General features: G+C 68.0%; 16 protein-coding genes and 1 riboswitch. Of the genes, 6 read left to right on the forward strand and 10 right to left on the reverse strand.

Features of this window, described 5'->3' with window-relative positions; genetic code table 11:
• Window positions 1–30: 30 nt before the first annotated feature.
• From pheS to aceA, 6 genes are all read right to left on the reverse strand, one after another.
• Window positions 31–1,107 carry a phenylalanine--tRNA ligase subunit alpha gene (pheS, locus tag ABID77_RS11035; RefSeq protein WP_429595153.1) on the reverse strand — a complete coding sequence of 359 codons (1,077 nt, stop codon included), beginning with the start codon at window positions 1,105–1,107 and terminating at the stop codon, window positions 31–33.
• Between the two features lie 109 nt (window positions 1,108–1,216).
• Window positions 1,217–1,576, reverse strand: coding sequence for a 50S ribosomal protein L20 (rplT, locus tag ABID77_RS11040; RefSeq protein WP_429595157.1), 360 nt, complete (start codon window positions 1,574–1,576; stop codon window positions 1,217–1,219).
• Window positions 1,577–1,600: 24 nt separating this feature from the next.
• Window positions 1,601–1,804: a 50S ribosomal protein L35 gene (gene rpmI, locus ABID77_RS11045; RefSeq protein WP_132733279.1), complete on the reverse strand. Its 204-nt coding sequence runs from the start codon at window positions 1,802–1,804 to the stop codon at window positions 1,601–1,603.
• A gap of 162 nt (window positions 1,805–1,966) precedes the next feature.
• Window positions 1,967–2,578: a translation initiation factor IF-3 gene (infC, locus tag ABID77_RS11050; protein ID WP_429596123.1), complete on the reverse strand. Its 612-nt coding sequence runs from the start codon at window positions 2,576–2,578 to the stop codon at window positions 1,967–1,969.
• Window positions 2,579–2,652: 74 nt separating this feature from the next.
• Window positions 2,653–4,560: a threonine--tRNA ligase gene (gene thrS, locus ABID77_RS11055; protein WP_429595160.1), complete on the reverse strand. Its 1,908-nt coding sequence runs from the start codon at window positions 4,558–4,560 to the stop codon at window positions 2,653–2,655.
• Window positions 4,561–4,795: 235 nt separating this feature from the next.
• Window positions 4,796–6,115, reverse strand: a complete 1,320-nt coding sequence (gene aceA / locus ABID77_RS11060) for an isocitrate lyase (RefSeq protein ID WP_429595163.1) — start codon at window positions 6,113–6,115, stop codon at window positions 4,796–4,798.
• A 375-nt stretch (window positions 6,116–6,490) separates the two neighbouring features.
• Here aceA and ABID77_RS11065 point away from each other — a divergent pair, with 375 nt between their 5' ends.
• The 4 genes from ABID77_RS11065 (at window position 6,491) to ABID77_RS11080 (ending at window position 10,105) form a co-directional block, all read left to right on the forward strand.
• Window positions 6,491–7,405, forward strand: coding sequence for a DMT family transporter (locus ABID77_RS11065; RefSeq protein WP_429596126.1), 915 nt, complete (start codon window positions 6,491–6,493; stop codon window positions 7,403–7,405).
• A 196-nt stretch (window positions 7,406–7,601) separates the two neighbouring features.
• On the forward strand, window positions 7,602–8,015 hold the full coding sequence (locus tag ABID77_RS11070; protein WP_429595166.1) for an SWIB/MDM2 domain-containing protein: 414 nt from the start codon (window positions 7,602–7,604) through the stop codon (window positions 8,013–8,015).
• 186 nt (window positions 8,016–8,201) lie between these two features.
• Window positions 8,202–8,359: riboswitch (FMN riboswitch) on the forward strand.
• A 100-nt stretch (window positions 8,360–8,459) separates the two neighbouring features.
• Window positions 8,460–8,984: a 6,7-dimethyl-8-ribityllumazine synthase gene (locus tag ABID77_RS11075; RefSeq protein ID WP_429595169.1), complete on the forward strand. Its 525-nt coding sequence runs from the start codon at window positions 8,460–8,462 to the stop codon at window positions 8,982–8,984.
• 62 nt (window positions 8,985–9,046) lie between these two features.
• Window positions 9,047–10,105, forward strand: coding sequence for a metal-dependent hydrolase (locus ABID77_RS11080; RefSeq protein ID WP_429595172.1), 1,059 nt, complete (start codon window positions 9,047–9,049; stop codon window positions 10,103–10,105).
• Between the two features lie 7 nt (window positions 10,106–10,112).
• Here ABID77_RS11080 and ABID77_RS11085 read toward each other — a convergent pair whose 3' ends face one another.
• Window positions 10,113–10,874, reverse strand: coding sequence for a sulfite exporter TauE/SafE family protein (locus tag ABID77_RS11085; RefSeq protein WP_429595175.1), 762 nt, complete (start codon window positions 10,872–10,874; stop codon window positions 10,113–10,115).
• Window positions 10,871–12,145, reverse strand: a complete 1,275-nt coding sequence (locus ABID77_RS11090; RefSeq protein WP_429595178.1) for an MFS transporter — start codon at window positions 12,143–12,145, stop codon at window positions 10,871–10,873. The genes ABID77_RS11085 and ABID77_RS11090 overlap by 4 nt, the downstream gene beginning before the upstream one ends.
• Window positions 12,146–12,237: 92 nt before the next feature.
• Between ABID77_RS11090 and ABID77_RS11095 the strand changes: the two genes are divergently transcribed.
• Complete coding sequence (locus tag ABID77_RS11095; protein WP_429595181.1) at window positions 12,238–13,164, forward strand: AraC family transcriptional regulator; 927 nt, start codon at window positions 12,238–12,240, stop codon at window positions 13,162–13,164.
• Complete coding sequence (locus tag ABID77_RS11100; protein WP_429595184.1) at window positions 13,161–14,936, forward strand: SulP family inorganic anion transporter; 1,776 nt, start codon at window positions 13,161–13,163, stop codon at window positions 14,934–14,936. Before ABID77_RS11095 ends, ABID77_RS11100 begins: the two co-directional genes overlap by 4 nt.
• On the opposite strand, the gene arfB is transcribed toward ABID77_RS11100, so the two are convergent.
• Window positions 14,905–15,318, reverse strand: coding sequence for an alternative ribosome rescue aminoacyl-tRNA hydrolase ArfB (gene arfB, locus ABID77_RS11105; RefSeq protein ID WP_429595187.1), 414 nt, complete (start codon window positions 15,316–15,318; stop codon window positions 14,905–14,907). The two genes, ABID77_RS11100 and arfB, sit on opposite strands and share 32 nt — an antisense overlap.
• A 49-nt stretch (window positions 15,319–15,367) precedes the next feature.
• Window positions 15,368–16,705, reverse strand: a complete 1,338-nt coding sequence (locus ABID77_RS11110) for an amidase (protein ID WP_429595190.1) — start codon at window positions 16,703–16,705, stop codon at window positions 15,368–15,370.
• Window positions 16,706–16,739 lie beyond the last annotated feature (34 nt).

Here is a 16,739-nt window from a genome sequence, read left to right on the forward strand (position 1 = left end):
CGATGGGGCGCGCGAGCGGACGTCGGCGCGTCATTGGAACTGCGACAGGAAGCGCAGGTCGCCGTCGAAGAACAGGCGCAGGTCGTTCACGCCATAGCGCAGCATCGTGAGCCGGTCCGGGCCCATGCCGAAGGCGAAGCCGATGTAGCGCTCGGGATCGAGCCCCATGTTGCGCACCACGTTCGGATGCACCTGGCCCGAGCCGGCCACCTCCAGCCAGCGACCGGCCAGCGGCCCGCTCTGGAACTGGATGTCGATCTCGGCGCTGGGCTCGGTGAACGGGAAGAAGCTCGGACGGAAGCGCAGCACCAGGTCGTCGCTCTCGAAGAACGTGCGGCAGAAGTCGGTGAAGACGACCTTCAGGTCCTTGAAGCTCACGTTCTCGCCGAGCCACAGGCCCTCGCACTGGTGGAACATGGGCGAGTGGGTGGCGTCGCTGTCGACGCGGTAGGTCCGGCCCGGGGCGATCACGCGGATCTCCGGCGCCTTGACGGTGCCGCTGGTGTCCTGCGCCGCGGCCTCGAAAGCGGCCGCGTGCTTCTTGATGTGCTGATGGGCGTAGCGCACCTGCATCGGGCTGGTGTGGGGCCGCAGGTTGTAGGCGATGCCGTCCTCGCCCTTGAGGTCGACGTAGAAGGTGTCCTGCATCGAACGCGCCGGATGGTTGGGCGGGTTGTTCAACGAGGTGAAGCTGTGCCAGTCGCTCTCGATCTCCGGGCCGTCGGCGACGTCGAAACCCATGCTGGAGAAGATGGCCTCGATGCGCTCCATCGTGCGGCTCACCGGATGCAGGCCGCCGGTCACGCGGCGGCGGCCCGGCAGGGTGACGTCGAGCGCTTCGGCGCGCAACTGGGCTTCCAGTTCGAGGTCGGCGAGTTGCTGGCGGCGTTCGGACAGCGCCGCTTCGATGGCCTGCTTGGCAACGTTGATCGCCGCGCCGCGGGATTTCTTCTCTTCGACCGGCAGCTGGGCCATGCCCTTCATCAGTTCGGTGATGCGACCGGCCTTGCCGATGAAGCGTGCTTTCGCGTTCTCCAGCTCTGCGGGCAGCACCGCCTCGGCGAAGGCGGCACGCGCGGTCTCGACCAGGGAATCCAGCTCGTTCATGAAAATTCTTCAGAGGAAAATAAAAAAGGGCTGGAGCTTTCTTCAAGCGCCAGCCCTCGTGCCGTGGGCGTGGTCGATTGCCCGGAAGCAATCACCCACCGGGCGAAAATCAAGCCGCCAGCTTGGCCTTGACCTGTTCCACGATGCCAGCGAACGCGGCCTTGTCGTGCACGGCGATGTCGGCGAGGACCTTGCGGTCGATCTCGATGCCGGCCTTGCGGATGCCGTTGGCGAACTGGCTGTACGTCAGACCCAGTTCACGCGACGCGGCGTTGATACGCGCGATCCACAGTTGACGGAACACGCGCTTCTTGGTGCGGCGATCACGGTAGGCGTACTGGCCCGCCTTCATCACCGCCTGTTTGGCGATGCGGAAGACATTGCCGCGGCGGCCGCGGAAACCCTTGGCGAGCTTGAGAACTTTCTTGTGGCGGGCGCGAGCCGTTACACCACGTTTGACGCGAGGCATGTATTTACTCCTTGTTCGTCTGAATTAGATGCCCATGCCGGGCAGCATCGCGGCCATCGAAACCATGTTGGTTTCGTGGACGGTCACTGCACCGCGCAGATGGCGCTTGTTCTTGGTGGTCTTCTTGGTCAGGATGTGACGCTTGAAGGCTTGACCGCGCTTGACGGTGCCACCGGGACGAACGCGGAAACGTTTCTTCGCGCTGCTCTTGGTCTTCATTTTGGGCATGTGAATGCTCCTTTGATTTGTGCTCGTGAGGCGCTGCGGATCGTCCACAGACTTGTTGGCCCCGAGACACTTCTTTTTCCCCCGCCATCGATGCTTTGAGGCATCGCCGGCAAGAAACCCTTCGAAACCCGAAATCAGATCGACTCGATCCGCAGGCGGTCTTCAAGCCGCTGCGGTCGACGATGCTGCGGTTTCGCTGATCGGCTTGGCAGCCCCGGCCTTCTTGCGGCCCGGAGCGATCATCATGATCATCTGACGCCCTTCGAGCTTCGGAAACTGCTCCACCATGATGGTGTCGCCCAATTCGTCGCGAATGCGCTGTAGCAGTGCCAGACCGAGTTCTTGGTGCGTGATCTCACGACCGCGGAAGCGCAAGGTGATCTTGCACTTGTCGCCTTCTTCAAGAAAACGCCTGATGTTGCGCATCTTGATGTTGTAGTCGCCGTCGTCGGTACCCGGTCGGAACTTGATTTCCTTGACTTCGACGATCTTCTGCTTCGACTTCGCCTCGGCCGCCTTCTTTTGCTCGTGATACTTGAACTTTCCGTACTCGATCAGGCGGCAGACCGGCGGATTGGCCGCCGCGACGACTTCCACCAGATCGACGTCCTGGTCACCGGCCAGGCGCAGCGCCTCCATGAGGCTCACGACACCCAGCGGCTCGTTCTCGGGCCCGATCAGGCGGACTTCCGGGGCCATGATTTCCCGGTTCAGGCGGTGTTGGCGTTCCTCGCGGTGGCGGCGGTCGCGGAATGCAGTAGCGATGGTCAGGATCCTTCAAACAGTTTGTCGCCGGAATGACGACGATTGCCGCAGATTGCGCTCACGAACCGCTTTTCAACCCAGGATCAGCGTTTGTGTTGGATGTCGTCGGCGACCTTCTGCAAGAACGCCTCCACCGACATGGCACCGAGGTCAACATTGCCTCGGGCGCGCACTGCGACGGCACCAGCTTCCTTTTCCTTGTCGCCCACGACAACGATGTAAGGAAGCTTTTGCAACGAATGCTTCCGTATTTTATACGTGATCTTCTCGTTGTGCAGATCCAGTTGGACCCTAAGCCCTTGATTCTGCAGCGCTTTCGCCACGGACGCGGCGTAATCGGCCTGTCCTTCGCTGATGTTCAGTACCGCGACCTGTACCGGAGCGAGCCATGCCGGCAAAGCACCCGCATGGTGCTCGATCAGCATGCCGATGAAGCGTTCCAGGCTGCCGACGATCGCGCGGTGCAGCATCACGGGATGGGCGCGACCGCTGGTCTCGGTCACGTACTCGCCGCCCAGGCGCTCGGCCATGTTGAAGTCGACCTGCATGGTGCCGCATTGCCACTGGCGGCCGATGGCGTCCCTGAGCGTGTATTCGATCTTGGGGCCGTAGAAGGCGCCGTCACCCGGCGCGATGACGAAATCGACACCCGAGCGACGCAGCGCTTCCATGACGGCATGCTCCGCCTTGTCCCACAGAGCGTCGGAGCCGATGCGGTTTTCCGGCCGCGTCGCCACCTTGTAGAGGATGTCGGTGAAACCGAAATCGGTGTAGACCTTCTGGAGTTGCGCGGTGTAGTTGACGCACTCCTCCAGGATCTGGTCCTCGGTACAGAAGATGTGACCGTCGTCCTGCGTGAAGCCACGCACCCGCATGATGCCGTGCAGCGCACCGCTGGGCTCGTTGCGATGGCACTGGCCGAACTCGCCATAGCGCAGCGGCAGGTCACGATAGCTGCGCAGGTCCGACTTGAAGATCAGGACATGGCCCGGGCAGTTCATCGGCTTGAGCGCGTACTCGCGCTTTTCCGATTCGGTGACGAACATGTTCTCGCGGTAGTTCTGCCAATGGCCCGTCTTCTCCCACAGGCTCTTGTCCAGGATCTGAGGACCCTTGACCTCCTGGTAGCCCGTGTCCTTGTAGACCTGGCGCATGTACTGCTCGACCGCCTGCCACACCGCCCAGCCCTTCGGATGCCAGAAGACGACACCGGGCGCGACTTCGTCGATGTGGAACAGGTCGAGTTCCTTGCCCAGCCGGCGGTGGTCGCGCTTCTCGGCCTCCTCGATGCGCTGGATGTACTGGTCGAGCTGCTTCTTGTCGGCCCAGGCGGTGCCGTAGATGCGCTGGAGCTGTTCGTTCTTGGCATCCCCCCGCCAGTAGGCGCCGGCCAGCTTGGTCAGCTTGAAGACCTTCAGGAACCGCGTGTTCGGCACGTGCGGGCCGCGGCACATGTCGACGTATTCCTGGTGGTAGTAGAGCCCCATGGCCTGCTCGTCGGGCATGTCCTCGACCAGGCGCAGCTTGTAGTCCTCGCCACGCGACTGGAAGACCTCGATCACCTCGGCGCGTGGCGTCACCTTCTTGACGACCTCGTAGTCCTGGGCGATCAGCTCCTTCATGCGCTGCTCGATCGCGACCATGTCCTCGGGCGTGAAGGGGCGCTCGTAGGCGATGTCGTAGTAGAAACCTTCGTCGATCACCGGACCGATGACCATCTTCGCCGTCGGATAGAGCTGCTTGACGGCGTGGCCGACCAGGTGCGCCGTGGAGTGGCGGATGATCTCCAGTCCCTCGTCGTCCTTGGGGGTGATGATCTGGAGCCTGGCATCGCGGTCGATGACGTCGCTGGCGTCGACCAGCCGGCCGTCGACCTTGCCGGCCACGGTCATCTTGGCGAGACCGGGCCCGATGGAGCGGGCCACATCGAGGACGGAGACGGGGCCGGGATACTCGCGCTGCGAGTTGTCGGGGAGCGTGATGTGGATCATGTGAGACCTTGAGCCGGAAAAACAAAAAAGCGCGGTGGTGACCGCGCTTTGCTGGTGGATGGACGGCGACCCTGCCGACGTGCGCGGTTCTACCGGCGCATTCCTTCGACGGAAGCGCTGGCGAGTGCGTCGGACGTAGTTCGCGGTGTCATAACCAGATTGCCTTTCTCGCTCTTGTTGCTGTGGGCGGAGCCGGCGATTCTATCCGCCCGCCCCGCCCCGGCAAGTCGCCGGATCAGTGGAACTGCTCTTCCTCGGTCGAGCCGGTCAGTGCCGTGACGCTCGACTTGCCGCCCTGGATCACGGTCGTCACCTCGTCGAAGTAGCCGGTGCCGACCTCCTGCTGGTGCGACACGAAAGTGTAGCCGCGGTCGCGGGCCGCGAATTCGGGCTCCTGCACCTTCTCGACATAGGCCGACATGCCGCGTGCCGCATAGTCCTGCGCCAGATCGAACATGTTGAACCACATCGAGTGGATGCCGGCCAGCGTGATGAACTGGTACTTGTAGCCCATCGCACCGAGTTCGCGCTGGAACTTGGCGATGGTCGCGTCGTCGAGGTTCTTCTTCCAGTTGAACGACGGCGAGCAGTTGTAAGCCAGCATCTTGCCCGGATGCACCTTGTGCACGGCTTCGGCGAACTTGCGGGCGAACTCGAGGTCGGGCGTGCCGGTCTCGCACCACACCAGATCGGCGTAGTGGGCATAGGCGACGGCGCGGCTGATGGCCTGGTCCATGCCCTTCTTCGTGCGGTAGAAGCCTTCGGCCGTGCGTTCGCCGGTGATGAAGGGCTTGTCGTTCTCGTCGTAGTCGCTGGTGATGAGGTCTGCGGCTTCGGCGTCGGTGCGGGCGATGACCAGCGTCGGCGTGCCGCAGACGTCGGCCGCCATGCGCGCGGCGATCAGCTTCTGCACCGCTTCGGTGGTCGGCACCAGCACCTTGCCGCCCATGTGGCCGCACTTCTTGACCGAAGCCAACTGGTCCTCGAAGTGCACGCCGCCGGCGCCGGCCTTGATCATGGCCTTCATCAATTCGAAAGCGTTGAGCACGCCGCCGAAGCCGGCTTCGGCATCGGCCACGATCGGTGCGAAGTAGTCGATGTAGCCGGCGTCGCCCGGGTTGGTGCCCTTGGACCACTGGATCTCGTCGGCGCGGCGGAACGTGTTGTTGATGCGCTCGACCACCGTGGGCACCGAGTCGACCGGATAGAGCGACTGGTCGGGGTACATCGACGCGTAGCTGTTGTTGTCGGCCGCGACCTGCCAGCCCGACAGGTAGATGGCCTTGATGCCGGCCTTGACCTGCTGCATGGCCTGGCCACCGGTCAGGGCGCCAAGGCAGTTGACATAGGGCTCGTCGTGGACGAGGTCCCAGAGCTTCTCGGCGCCGCGGCGCGCCAGCGTGTGCTCGATGGGGAAGGAGCCGCGCAGGCGAACCACTTCGGCGGCGCTGTAGCCACGCTTGATGCCTTTCCAGCGCGGGTTGGTCGCCCAGTCCTTTTCGAGGGCGGCGATCTGCTGTTCACGGCTGAGTTGTTCGGTGAGGGTCTGGGGCATGGTCACTCCTGGGATGGTTGTTGATCGGTGGCTGGCATCGGTTCGGATCCGACGTCGTCGCCATGGCATGACTTTAACGCCTCTCGCTTGTCTTATGTCTTATATAAGACTTATTTTTTATTCAATGAAATCAATGACTTGAAGTCTATATATTTCAATGTGAAATCCAATGTCTCATATCGAGAAAATATACCGCGCTGCAGCAAACTCATATTCCACGATGCAAAACAGCTTCCTGACTGTGAAAAACATTTCCTCCGGCGCGACCGTCGTCAGCCGCCATGACGCATCGGGCATCATCGAACGTCTCGCCGCCACCGCGCCGTGACCGGCGTCGTCTCCTTGATCCATCCCGATTCCGCCTCCAGCCGCTGGATGGCCTACGGCTGTCTCGCGCTGAGCATGTCGCTCGTCGGCACCTACGTCGCGCTGTCCAAGCCGCTCGTGGCGGCCTTCCCGGTGCTGCTGCTGGCATGGCTGCGCTTCGGTCTCGCTGCCCTGGCCATGCCGCACTGGCTGCGTCGCCCGCCGGGCGAGCCGCCCATGACCCTGCGCACGCGCGGCCTGGTGTTCCTGGAATCGTTCCTCGGCAACTTCATGTTCTCGATCTGCATGCTGTTCGGCGTGAGCATGACGAGCGCCGTGTCGGCGGGCGTGATCATGGCGTCGATTCCGGCGGCGATCGCCGTCGCGGGCTTCGTCTTCCTGGGAGAACGCATCACGTGGCGCACGGGACTGGCGGTCGGCTGCGCGGCCCTCGGCATCGGACTGCTCGCCCTGGCGCCATCAACGGCGCCGGTCCACGCGTCGGCGAGTGGCGACGCGCGGTCGGCCCTGCCGTGGTTGGGCAATGCGTTGGTGTTCTGCGCCGTGCTGTGCGAGGCGGCCTATGCGGTCATCGGCAAGTCGCTCACCGGTCGCCTGGGACCCAAGCGGATCTCGTCGCTCATCAACCTTTGGGGCTTCGCGCTCTCGACGCCCTTCGGTCTGTGGCTGGCGTGGCGATTCGATTTCGGTGCGGTCGGCGGTGCGACGTGGCTGCTGCTGGTCTTCTACGCGATGGCCGCGAGCATCGGGACCGTGTGGCTGTGGATGACGGGACTCGCACACGTGCCCGCGTCGCAGGCCGGCGTGTTCGCCGTGCTGCTTCCCGTCAGCGCGGCGCTGACAGGCGTCCTCGCGCTGGGAGAAACCCTCTCCATTGCGCAGTTCGCGGCCTTCGCGGTGGCGCTGGCCGGCGTGATGCTGGCGACATGGCCGCAACGCGGTGTCGAAGGTCCTTCGCGTTGACGCCGCGACGATCCCCGGCACCCCATGTCCAGGACACGCAAACCACGCTCGTCGACCCTCGGAAAAAAGCAACAGCCGCCCAGCGAAAAGTCCCTTTTTCCCTTGGAAACGCGTTTCTTCTCCTTTAGCATCCGATCTTCCGATGAAGACCCGTTTTTCATTGGCGAGATCCGCAAATCCAACAAGGAAATCAACCATGGCAACTGCAAAGAAGGCTCCGGCCAAGAAGACCGAGGCACCCAAGGCCGAGGCACCCGCCAAGAAGGCAGCGGCTCCTGCGAAGACGACGGCCGCCGACACGAGCGCTGCCGCTCCGGCCAAGAAGTCCGCCGCGTCGAAGACCGCCGCTCCGGCCAAGAAGCGCACGCCCAACGCCGCCTTCATGAAGGAACTGACCCCCAGCGCCGAACTCGCGGCCGTCGTCGGCTCGACGCCCCTGCCCCGCACCGCGGTGGTCAGCAAGCTGTGGGACTACATCAAGAAGAACGACCTGCAGGACAAGAACAACAAGCGCAACATCAACGCCGACGACAAGCTCAAGGCCATCTTCGGCAAGTCGCAGGTGTCGATGTTCGAACTGGCGGCACTGATCGGCAAGCACGTCAAGTAAGCGAATCGTCGCTCGTCCGCATCGGACGCCGGCGACATTCGAAAGGAAAACCGGCTCGGCCGGTTTTTTTTCGTCCATGCGATTCCGAACGATCCCACATGGGTGGCAGGGGCCGCCGCGAAGGCGACAGGACGAGGATCGAGACCTGCCTAGAATCGTCGCCGCTCCGGCCCGACCGGAGCAACCAAGCGTTCTCAGGGCGGGGCGGAACTCCCCACCGGCGGTGATGGCGATGCGTTCGCACGAGCCCGCGAGCGCCCGCCGTGCCCCTGCGCGTGGCGGGGTCAGCAGACCCGGTGCGATCCCGGGGCCGACGGTCACAGTCCGGATGAAAGAGAGCGCGAACCCGTGGCCGGCCGTGCGCTCCTCGCGCAAGGCAGGCCGCAGGCTTCGTGCGCCCTGATTCAGGAAAACCCGCTTCCTCACCGAAGCACGAGGCCCACCATGAGTCAGATCAACGACCTTCCACTCTCCGCCATTGCCAAGGCCGACGACGATGCCGGCATTCAGCGCGTCGCCTTCGTCCAAGCCCAGTGGCATGCCGACATCGTCCACCAGGCGCGCGACGCCTTCCTCGCCGAGATGGCGCGCCAGGGCTTCCCGCGCGAGCGCATCGACGTCATCGACGTACCCGGCGCCTTCGAGATCCCGCTGCACGCCCGGCGCCTCGCGCTGTCGGGCCGCTACGCCGCCATCGTCGGTTGCGCGCTGGTGGTCGACGGCGGCATCTACCGCCACGAATTCGTCGCCGCCACGGTGGTCGAGGCGCTGATGTCGCTGCAGCTCCAGACCGACGTGCCGATGCTCTCGGCGGTGCTCACGCCGCATCACTTCCACGAGCACGTGGAGCATCGCAAATACTTCCACCAGCACTTCGCCGTGAAGGGCACCGAGGTGGCCGACGCCTGCATGAAGACGATCGCCAGCCTGCGGGCGCTCGACGCGCTGCTGGTACCGACCACGGCCTGACGGCGCCCCGCGCCCGGTCCGCCGCCGGGCATGGCAGGAACGCCCCGGCTAGCATCGGGCGCATGGATTCCCTGACCCAGATCGTGCTCGGCGGTGCCGTGGCCGCCGCCATCGCCCCGGCCCGCCACCGCCGCGCCGCCCTCCTCGCCGGCGCCGCGCTCGGCACGCTGCCCGACCTCGACGGGCTGCTGATGAAGCCCTTCACCGACGACCCGGTGACCCTGATGACGATGCATCGCAGCTTCAGCCACTCGCTGCTGGTGCTGCCCGTCGTCGGCGCCTTGATCTGGTGGCTGTTCAGACGGCGCGGCCGGCGCGTGGCCGAGTCGCCGGGACGCTGGTTCTGGGCCATCCAGCTCGCGCTGCTCACGCATCCGTTGCTCGATGCCTTCACGGTCTACGGCACGCAGCTGTGGTGGCCCCTGCCGACACCGCCGGTGTCGTGGTCGAGCGTCTTCATCATCGACCCGGCCTACACGCTGTGGCTGCTGGCCGCGTGCGTCTACGCCTGGTGGGCCGCGTCCGAGGCACGAGCGCAGCGGCCCTCGACGATGCGCCGCTCGCAGCGCGCGCTCGTGGGTGCGCTGGCGATCAGCAGCGCCTACCTGGGGTGGTCTCTGCTGGCGCGAAACGCCGTGGAGCGCGAGGCCGACCGCGCGCTGGCGGCCATGGGCCTGGCGGACGCGCCGCGCCTGGCGGGTCCGACCGCGTTCAACACCCTGCTCTGGCGCGTCGTCGCGATGACGCCGACGGGGTATCTCGAAGGCGAACGTTCGCTGGCCGCCGACCGTGGCCCGATGACCTTCCGGGCCTATCCGTCGGACGTGCGGGCGTTGGCCGACGCGGGCGACCTGCCGGCCGTGCGGCGTCTCTCGTGGTTCAACGGCGGCTTCATGCGCGCGCAGTCGACATCCGATGGCGTGCTGGTGCTGTCGGACCTGCGCATGGGCCAGGAGCCGAGCTACACCTTCCAGTTCGAGGTCGCGCGTCGCGAAGGCGATGGACCCTGGCGCGCGATCCCGCCCCGCCAGCAGCCCTGGAAGGCACCGCTCGACGGCCTGGGGGCGCTCTGGCAGCGCATCTGGAACGAACCTTCGCGCCCCGACGGCGCGGCGCGCTGAACGCGCTTCAACGCGACAGCAGCGCCGGCAGCGAGCCCACGAGCAGCGCCACGCCCGAGGCCGTCAGCAGCGCCAGCACCAGCTGACGGAACGCCGCATCGCTCATGCCGATGTAGAACCGCGCGCCCAGGAGCACCGGCACCAGCACGCAGACCCCGACCAGCGCCAGCAACGGCAGCATCGCGAACGTGACGTGCCCCGCCGCGGCATGGATCGCGAACGACACGGCGAGCATCGCCAGGTTGAAGTTCTGCACGATCGAGCGCTGCGCGTCGCGCTCCAGGCCGCGCAGCGTGCACCACAGCGTCGGGATCGGTCCGGTGAAGCCGCCGATGCCGCCGCACACGCCGCCCAGCAGGCCCGAGACGCCGTCGGCGAACCGTCCGCCCCAGCGCACGCGCGGCAGGCTGCGCGCCATCAGCATCGTCGAGCACCAGACCACCAGCAGCGTGCCCAGGCCGGCCCTGAACACGAGGGCGTCGATCCGGGGCAGCAACCAGACGCCCACCGGCACGCCCACCAGGCCGCCGATCACGAACGGCAGCAGCGATCGCCAGTCGAAGCCGCGGCGCACGGTGACGGCGGCGATCACCTGCCCCGTCAGCGCGCCGAAGACCGCCAGCACGGCGGCGAGTTGCGGTTCCACCGTCCAGGCCCAGAACGACATCGCCACCAGCCCGAAGGCGAAGCCCGACAGCCCCTGCACGAAGCCCGCGACCGCGGCACCGAGGGCGACGACCAGATAGAGCGAGAGCGGAATGGCGCTCATGCCGACACGGATGCCGGCGCCAGGGCTTCGCGGCGCACCCGGCGCACGTTGAAGGCGCTGGCGATCAGCACCGCCTGCACCACCGCCAGGCCGACGATCACGCTGCGGTACTGACCCTGGTCCATCAAGCCGCCGAAGAGCAGCGGCGCGGTCGCCTGGCCGATGTCGAGGCCGGCGTAGACCACGCCGTAGACGCGACCGGTGGCGTTGGACGGCGTCGAGCGCTTGACCAGCAGATCGCGCGACGGCCCGGCGATGCCCGAGACGAAACCCATCGCGCCGAAGATCACCGGCACCATGAGCGGGGCGAAGTCGACGAAGGCCAGCACCAGCGCCAGCGCGGCGGCGATGCCGAAGCCCGTGCCCACGATGCGCTCGCAACGCGACGGGTCCGACGCCAGGAAGCCGCCGAGCACCATGCCGGCCGCACTCGCGCCCATGTAGATCGTCAGGCACATCGCCACCAGCCCCACGGGCACGTCGTGCAGACGGCCGGCGGCGACCGGCGCGAAGGTCTGGACGATGCTGATGACCATGGCGTAGAAGAAGAAGAAACCGAAGCACATCCACACCGCCGGGATGCGCAGGAAATCGAACTGGCCGGTGATGGCCGCGTGCGGCGCGCCGGGCACGCCCTGCCCCGTCGCCTTGAGCACCGCCCTGACGTCGAGCGCGAGGATGGCGCGGTACAGCCACAGCAGCACAAGCACTGCCAGCGCCACCCCGCCCGCCGCGGCCAGCGCCACCCGCCACGAGTAGGCCATGGCCAGCGGCACCACGAACGCCGGCGCCAGCGCCCAGCCCAGGCTGCCGGTGATGCCGTGGACGCTGTAGGCGTGGCCCAGCCGGGTCGGCGCCACCTTGCGGTTGAACAGCGTGTAGTTGACCGGGTGGAACACGCCGTTGCCCACGCCGCCGACCACCGCGCTGGCCAGCAGCATCCAGTAGCTCTGCGCCAGCGCGTAGCCGAAGGACCCCAGGGCGAGCATCGCCAGCCCGACGAACAGCACCGGCCGCGGACCGAGCTTGTCGACCACGAAGCCCGAGGCCGCCTGCACCAGGCACGACACCACGAAGAACACCGTGAGCACCGCGCCGAGCTGCGTGTAACTGACGTCGAAGGCCTCCTTCAGCCACGGGAACAGCGGCGCCAGCACGAGCTGGCTGAAGTGGCTGACCGCGTGACCGAGGCCGACCAGGCCGATCAGCTGCGCGTCGGCCCGGAAGGTGGGCGGGGCGGAAGATGTCGAAGAAGCGTGGGAGGCAGGCATGATGTCGGGCGGGGAGAAAAACCGGAAGGCCCTGATCGTAGGTCGCGCACCGACGTCAGAATGGCGATAGAAGGACAACCTATGTCGAAACCATGACAGTCGATTCCGTCGATCCCGAGCAGGCGCCGACCGGGCCCGCTCCGGGTTCCCCGTCCCGCCGGCGCAACCACCTGCGCCTCGCGGCCACCGGCTCGACCACCCATGTCGGCCCCCTCACCCCCCATCTCTACGCGCCCGACGCGGTGCGGCCCCTGCGGGCCAAGGAACACTTCCTCAAGGCCGACACGCAGGTCGACCTGCACGTGCATCCGTGGCCGCAGCTGACCTTCTCCACCCGCGGCGTGATCCGCCTGAGCACGCGCGACGGCAGCTACATCGTGCCGCCCTCGCGCGCCCTGTGGGTGCCGGCCAACGTGCCGCACAGCATCACGCTGATCGAGGACGCCGAGCTGCGCACCGTCTACCTCCACGCGTGGCTGGCGCCGGGCTGGGAACGCTGCGAGGTGCTGGAGATCAGCCCGCTGCTGCGCGCCCTGATGCTGGCCCTGGACACCACGCCCGACGGCCGGCCGCCGGCCGACCCGCATGCCCCGCAGCGCGAACGCATGATCGCGCCGCTGCTGATCGACGAGCTCGGCCGCGCCACGCAGATCCGCATCGACGTGCCCTTGCCGGCCGACAAGCGCCTGCGCCAGCTGTGCGAGACGCTGCTGCGCAACCCGGCCGACCGCGCCACGCTGGCCGAGCGGGCGGCGGCCATCGGCGCCAGCGAGCGCACCGTGGCGCGCCTGTTCCGCGACCAGCTCGGCATGGGCTGGCAGCAGTGGCGCCAGCACGCGGTGATGGCGCACGCCCTGCCGTTGCTCGCGCGCGGGATGCCGGTCAGCCAGGTGGCCAGCGCCAGCGGCTACGCCACCGACAGCGCCTTCTGCGCCATGTTCAAGGCCGCCACCGGCCGCTCGCCGACCACCTTCCAGCACCGAAAGCCCCGGCTGTCCGCCAAGCCCCGCGACCGATGAGCGTGCGCCCGACCCGCGCGCGACTGACGCGCTGGCTGCCCTTCCTGGGCTGGCCCCGGCCCGACCGGGCCACCCTGCGCGGCGAGGTCGTCGCCGGCCTGACGGTGGCGATGTTCGTGATCCCGCAGGGCGTGGCCTATGCCGCGCTGGCCGGCATGCCGCTGGTGACGGGCATCTACGCCTCCTTCGTGCCGGCGCTCGTCGGCGTGCTGTGGAGCGCCTCGGCGCGGCTGTCGGTCGGGCCGACCGCGCTGACCAGCCTGCTCATCGGCGCCTCGCTCGCACCGTTGGCCATTCCGGGCAGCGCCGAGTGGGTGTCGCTCGCGGTGTGGCTGGCGCTGCTGTCCGGCGCGATCCAGCTGGTGCTGGGCGTCGGACGCTTCGGCTGGCTGCTCAAGCTGGTCAACTCGCCGGTGCTGATCGGCTTCACCCAGGGCGCGGCATTGCTGATCGTGATGTCGCAACTGCCCGCGCTGCTGGGCTTCACGGGCCGGCCGATCGCGCGGGTGCTTGACGGGCCGCCGCCGGACGTCGTCGCCATCGCCTTCGGCCTGGGCACGATGGCCGCGCTGTGGCTGGCCAAGCAGCGCTGGCCCCGGCTGCCGGCGGCGATGGTGGTGGTGGTCGTCGGGGCCCTGGCGAGCGCGGCGTTCGGCTACGCCCTGCGCGGCGGCGCGGTCGTCGGCACGCTGCCCGGCGGGCTGCCGGCCCCCTACTGGCCGGGCGCGATCTCCTTCGGCACGCTGGGCGCGCTGCTGCTGCCGGCCTGCATGATCACGCTGGTGAGTTTCCTGGAGACGGCCTCGAGCGCCAAGATCGACAACGGCCGTGCCGGCAAGCTCTGGAACGAGAACCAGGACCTGATCGGCCAGGGGCTGGCGAAGATCGCCTCCGGGCTCTCGGGCGGCTTCGCGACCAGCTCGTCGTTCTCGCGCTCGGCCATCAACCTCTACGCGGGCGCCAAGACGGGCTGGGCCACGATCGTCTGCGTGGCGCTGATCGGGCTGGCGCTGTTGTGGATGATGCCGCTGCTCTACCACGTGCCGCAGGCGGTGCTCGCGGGGCTGGTGGTGACGGCCATCCTGGGGCTGATCAAGCCGCGCGCCTTCGTGCAGCTGTGGCGCGTCTCGCGGGTCGAGGCGATCACGGCCGGCGTGACCTTCGGGCTCACGGTGGTCACGGCACCGGACATCTACTGGGGCGTGCTCGCCGGCCTGCTGATGAGCCTGAGCCATTACATGTACCGGCACCTGCACCCGCGCATCATCGAGGTGGGTCTGCACGCCGACGGCAGCCTGCGCGACCGTCACCTGTGGCACCTGCCGCCGCTGGCGCCCGACGTCTACGCACTGCGCATGGACGCCGAACTCGACTTCGCCTCGGCCAGCACGCTCGAACGCGCCATCGGCCAGCAGGTCGCGGCGCGGCCGGGGCTGCGGGCGGTCTGCCTCTTCGCCCAGCCCATCAACCGCGTCGACGTCACCGGCGCCGAGGTCTTCGGCTCGATCCGCCAGAGCCTCGCCGCGCGTGGCATCGCGCTGTACCTCAGCGGCCTGAAGCTGCCCGCCCAGACGGTGCTGGAGAACGCCGGCCTGCTCGCGCCGGATCCGCTGCTGGCGAGCTACCGGACCGATGCGGAAGCCCTGGCGGCACTGGCGGCCCTGGGGACACCGGCCGCACGGGACACCGGCCCTCGGCCACGCGAACCCGAAGCAGGCGGCACGGCGGATGCGCCGGCGGCTAGTCCTTCACCCGCCCGCGCAGGCTCTTGATCTCCGAGCGCTGGCTCTTGCCCTCCAGCCGCCGCTGCTTGGCGCCGTAGGACGGCTTGGTGGCGCGCCGGATGCGCGGCGGCACGGCGACGCTGTCGACCACCGCCTGCAGGCGCGCGAGCGCATCGGCGCGGTTCATCTCCTGGGTGCGATGCTGCTGCGCCTTGAGCACCAGCACGCCCTCCTGCGTGATGCGGCCGTCGCGCAATGCCAGCAGCCGCTCCTTGACGTCCGGCGGCAGCGAGCTCGCCGGGATGTCGTAGCGCAGGTGCACCGCGCTCGACACCTTGTTGACGTTCTGCCCGCCCGCGCCCTGCGCCCGGATGGCGCTCAGCTCGACCTCGTCGGGGTCGATGGGGATGGAGACGGCGCGCGGGTTCATGCGGCGATTGTCCCGGAACGCCGTCCGGCCGCCTGGCGACCGGGTCGCGTCAGACCGCCAGCGCCGCCTCGACCGCCAGCGCGACCGCCGCCAGCCGCGCGTCGTCGCCGCGCACCGACGACAGCATCAATCCCACCGGCAGCTCGCCCGCGCGCTGGCACGGCAGGCTGAAGGCGCAGCCGTCGAGGAAGTTGATCGCGAAGGTGTTGCGCAGCAGCAGGCCGTTGGCCTTGAAGAAGGCGTCGGCGGCGGCGAGCGCGTCGATGGCCGGCGCGACGATCGGCACGGTCGGGCACAGCAATGCGTCGAAGCCCTCGAGCGCGCCCTCGACGCGGCCGATCCAATCGCGGCGGCGGTCCTGCATGACGATGTAGTCGGCCGCGGCGACCGACATGCCCAGCTCGATGCGCGCGGCGACGCGGGTGTCGAAGCGGTCGCGATGCGCGCGGATGCGGTCGCGGTGCACGGCCGAGGCCTCCACCGGCGAGAAGCCGCCCGGTGCGTTGATCTGCGCGATCTCGGCCAGCTCGGTCAGCGGCACGTCGACGATCTCCGCGCCGGCCGCCGACAGCGTGCCGACCGCGCGGTCGAAGGCCTGCGCCACCGCCGGCTCGATGCCGTCGAACATCACCGTGCGCGGCACCGCCAGGCGCACGCCGCGCAGCGGCCGGCGGCGCACCGCGAGCGGCGCGTCGGCGATGGCGGCGTCGACCACGAGGCAGTCGGCGACGCTGCGCGTCATGGCGCAGACGGTGTCGAGCGAGCGCGCCAGTTCGAAGGCGCCGGTGCGCGGCACGCGCGACTGCGTGCTCTTGAAGCCGACCAGCCCGCACAGCGCGGCCGGGATGCGGATCGATCCGCCCGTGTCCGACCCCAGCCCCGCCACCGCCAGGCCGAGCGCCACCGACACCGCCGCGCCCGACGACGAGCCGCCCGGGATGCGCGCCACGGCCGCATCGGCCGGATTGCGCGGCGTGCCGTGGTGCGGGTTGATGCCGACGCCGGAGAAGGCGAACTCGGTCATGTTGGTCTTGCCGAGGATGGCGGCGCCGGCCGTGCGCAGGCGCGCCACGGCCACGGCGTCGGCCACGGCGGCGGGCTCGCCCTCGCACACGACGGAGCCGGCCATCGTGGTCTCGCCGGCGACGTCGTAGAGGTCCTTGACCGTGACCGGCAGGCCGGCCAGGGCGGGCAGCGCCACGCCGGCGCGCTGGGCGGCATCGGCATGGCGGGCGGCGGCGAGCGCCGCGTCGGCATGGAGCTTCGTGAAGACGTGTCGCGCCGGCGCGCCGGCGGCGCCTTCGAGCGCCTGCGCCACGACGGCTTCGTGCGTGGTCTCGCCGCGCGCGAGGCGCGCGCGCAGGGTCGCGATCGGGGATGGATTCATTCGGTTCTCCTGCGCAGCGCGCGTGTTCGGCCAA

It is taken from the genome of Variovorax sp. PvP013, assembly GCF_050435945.1.
Classification (GTDB): Bacteria; Pseudomonadota; Gammaproteobacteria; order Burkholderiales; family Burkholderiaceae_C; genus Variovorax.

Coding starts and splice junctions, on each gene's coding strand:
- pheS (WP_429595153.1), bottom strand. CDS start 1,107: ATGAACGAGCTGGATTCCCTGGTCGAGACCGCGCGTGCCGCCTTCGCC.
- rplT (WP_429595157.1), bottom strand. CDS start 1,576: ATGCCTCGCGTCAAACGTGGTGTAACGGCTCGCGCCCGCCACAAGAAA.
- rpmI (WP_132733279.1), bottom strand. CDS start 1,804: ATGCCCAAAATGAAGACCAAGAGCAGCGCGAAGAAACGTTTCCGCGTT.
- thrS (WP_429595160.1), bottom strand. CDS start 4,560: ATGATCCACATCACGCTCCCCGACAACTCGCAGCGCGAGTATCCCGGC.
- aceA (WP_429595163.1), bottom strand. CDS start 6,115: ATGCCCCAGACCCTCACCGAACAACTCAGCCGTGAACAGCAGATCGCC.
- ABID77_RS11065 (WP_429596126.1), top strand. CDS start 6,491: ATGGCCTACGGCTGTCTCGCGCTGAGCATGTCGCTCGTCGGCACCTAC.
- ABID77_RS11070 (WP_429595166.1), top strand. CDS start 7,602: ATGGCAACTGCAAAGAAGGCTCCGGCCAAGAAGACCGAGGCACCCAAG.
- ABID77_RS11075 (WP_429595169.1), top strand. CDS start 8,460: ATGAGTCAGATCAACGACCTTCCACTCTCCGCCATTGCCAAGGCCGAC.
- ABID77_RS11080 (WP_429595172.1), top strand. CDS start 9,047: ATGGATTCCCTGACCCAGATCGTGCTCGGCGGTGCCGTGGCCGCCGCC.
- ABID77_RS11085 (WP_429595175.1), bottom strand. CDS start 10,874: ATGAGCGCCATTCCGCTCTCGCTCTATCTGGTCGTCGCCCTCGGTGCC.
- ABID77_RS11090 (WP_429595178.1), bottom strand. CDS start 12,145: ATGCCTGCCTCCCACGCTTCTTCGACATCTTCCGCCCCGCCCACCTTC.
- ABID77_RS11095 (WP_429595181.1), top strand. CDS start 12,238: ATGACAGTCGATTCCGTCGATCCCGAGCAGGCGCCGACCGGGCCCGCT.
- ABID77_RS11100 (WP_429595184.1), top strand. CDS start 13,161: ATGAGCGTGCGCCCGACCCGCGCGCGACTGACGCGCTGGCTGCCCTTC.
- arfB (WP_429595187.1), bottom strand. CDS start 15,318: ATGAACCCGCGCGCCGTCTCCATCCCCATCGACCCCGACGAGGTCGAG.
- ABID77_RS11110 (WP_429595190.1), bottom strand. CDS start 16,705: ATGAATCCATCCCCGATCGCGACCCTGCGCGCGCGCCTCGCGCGCGGC.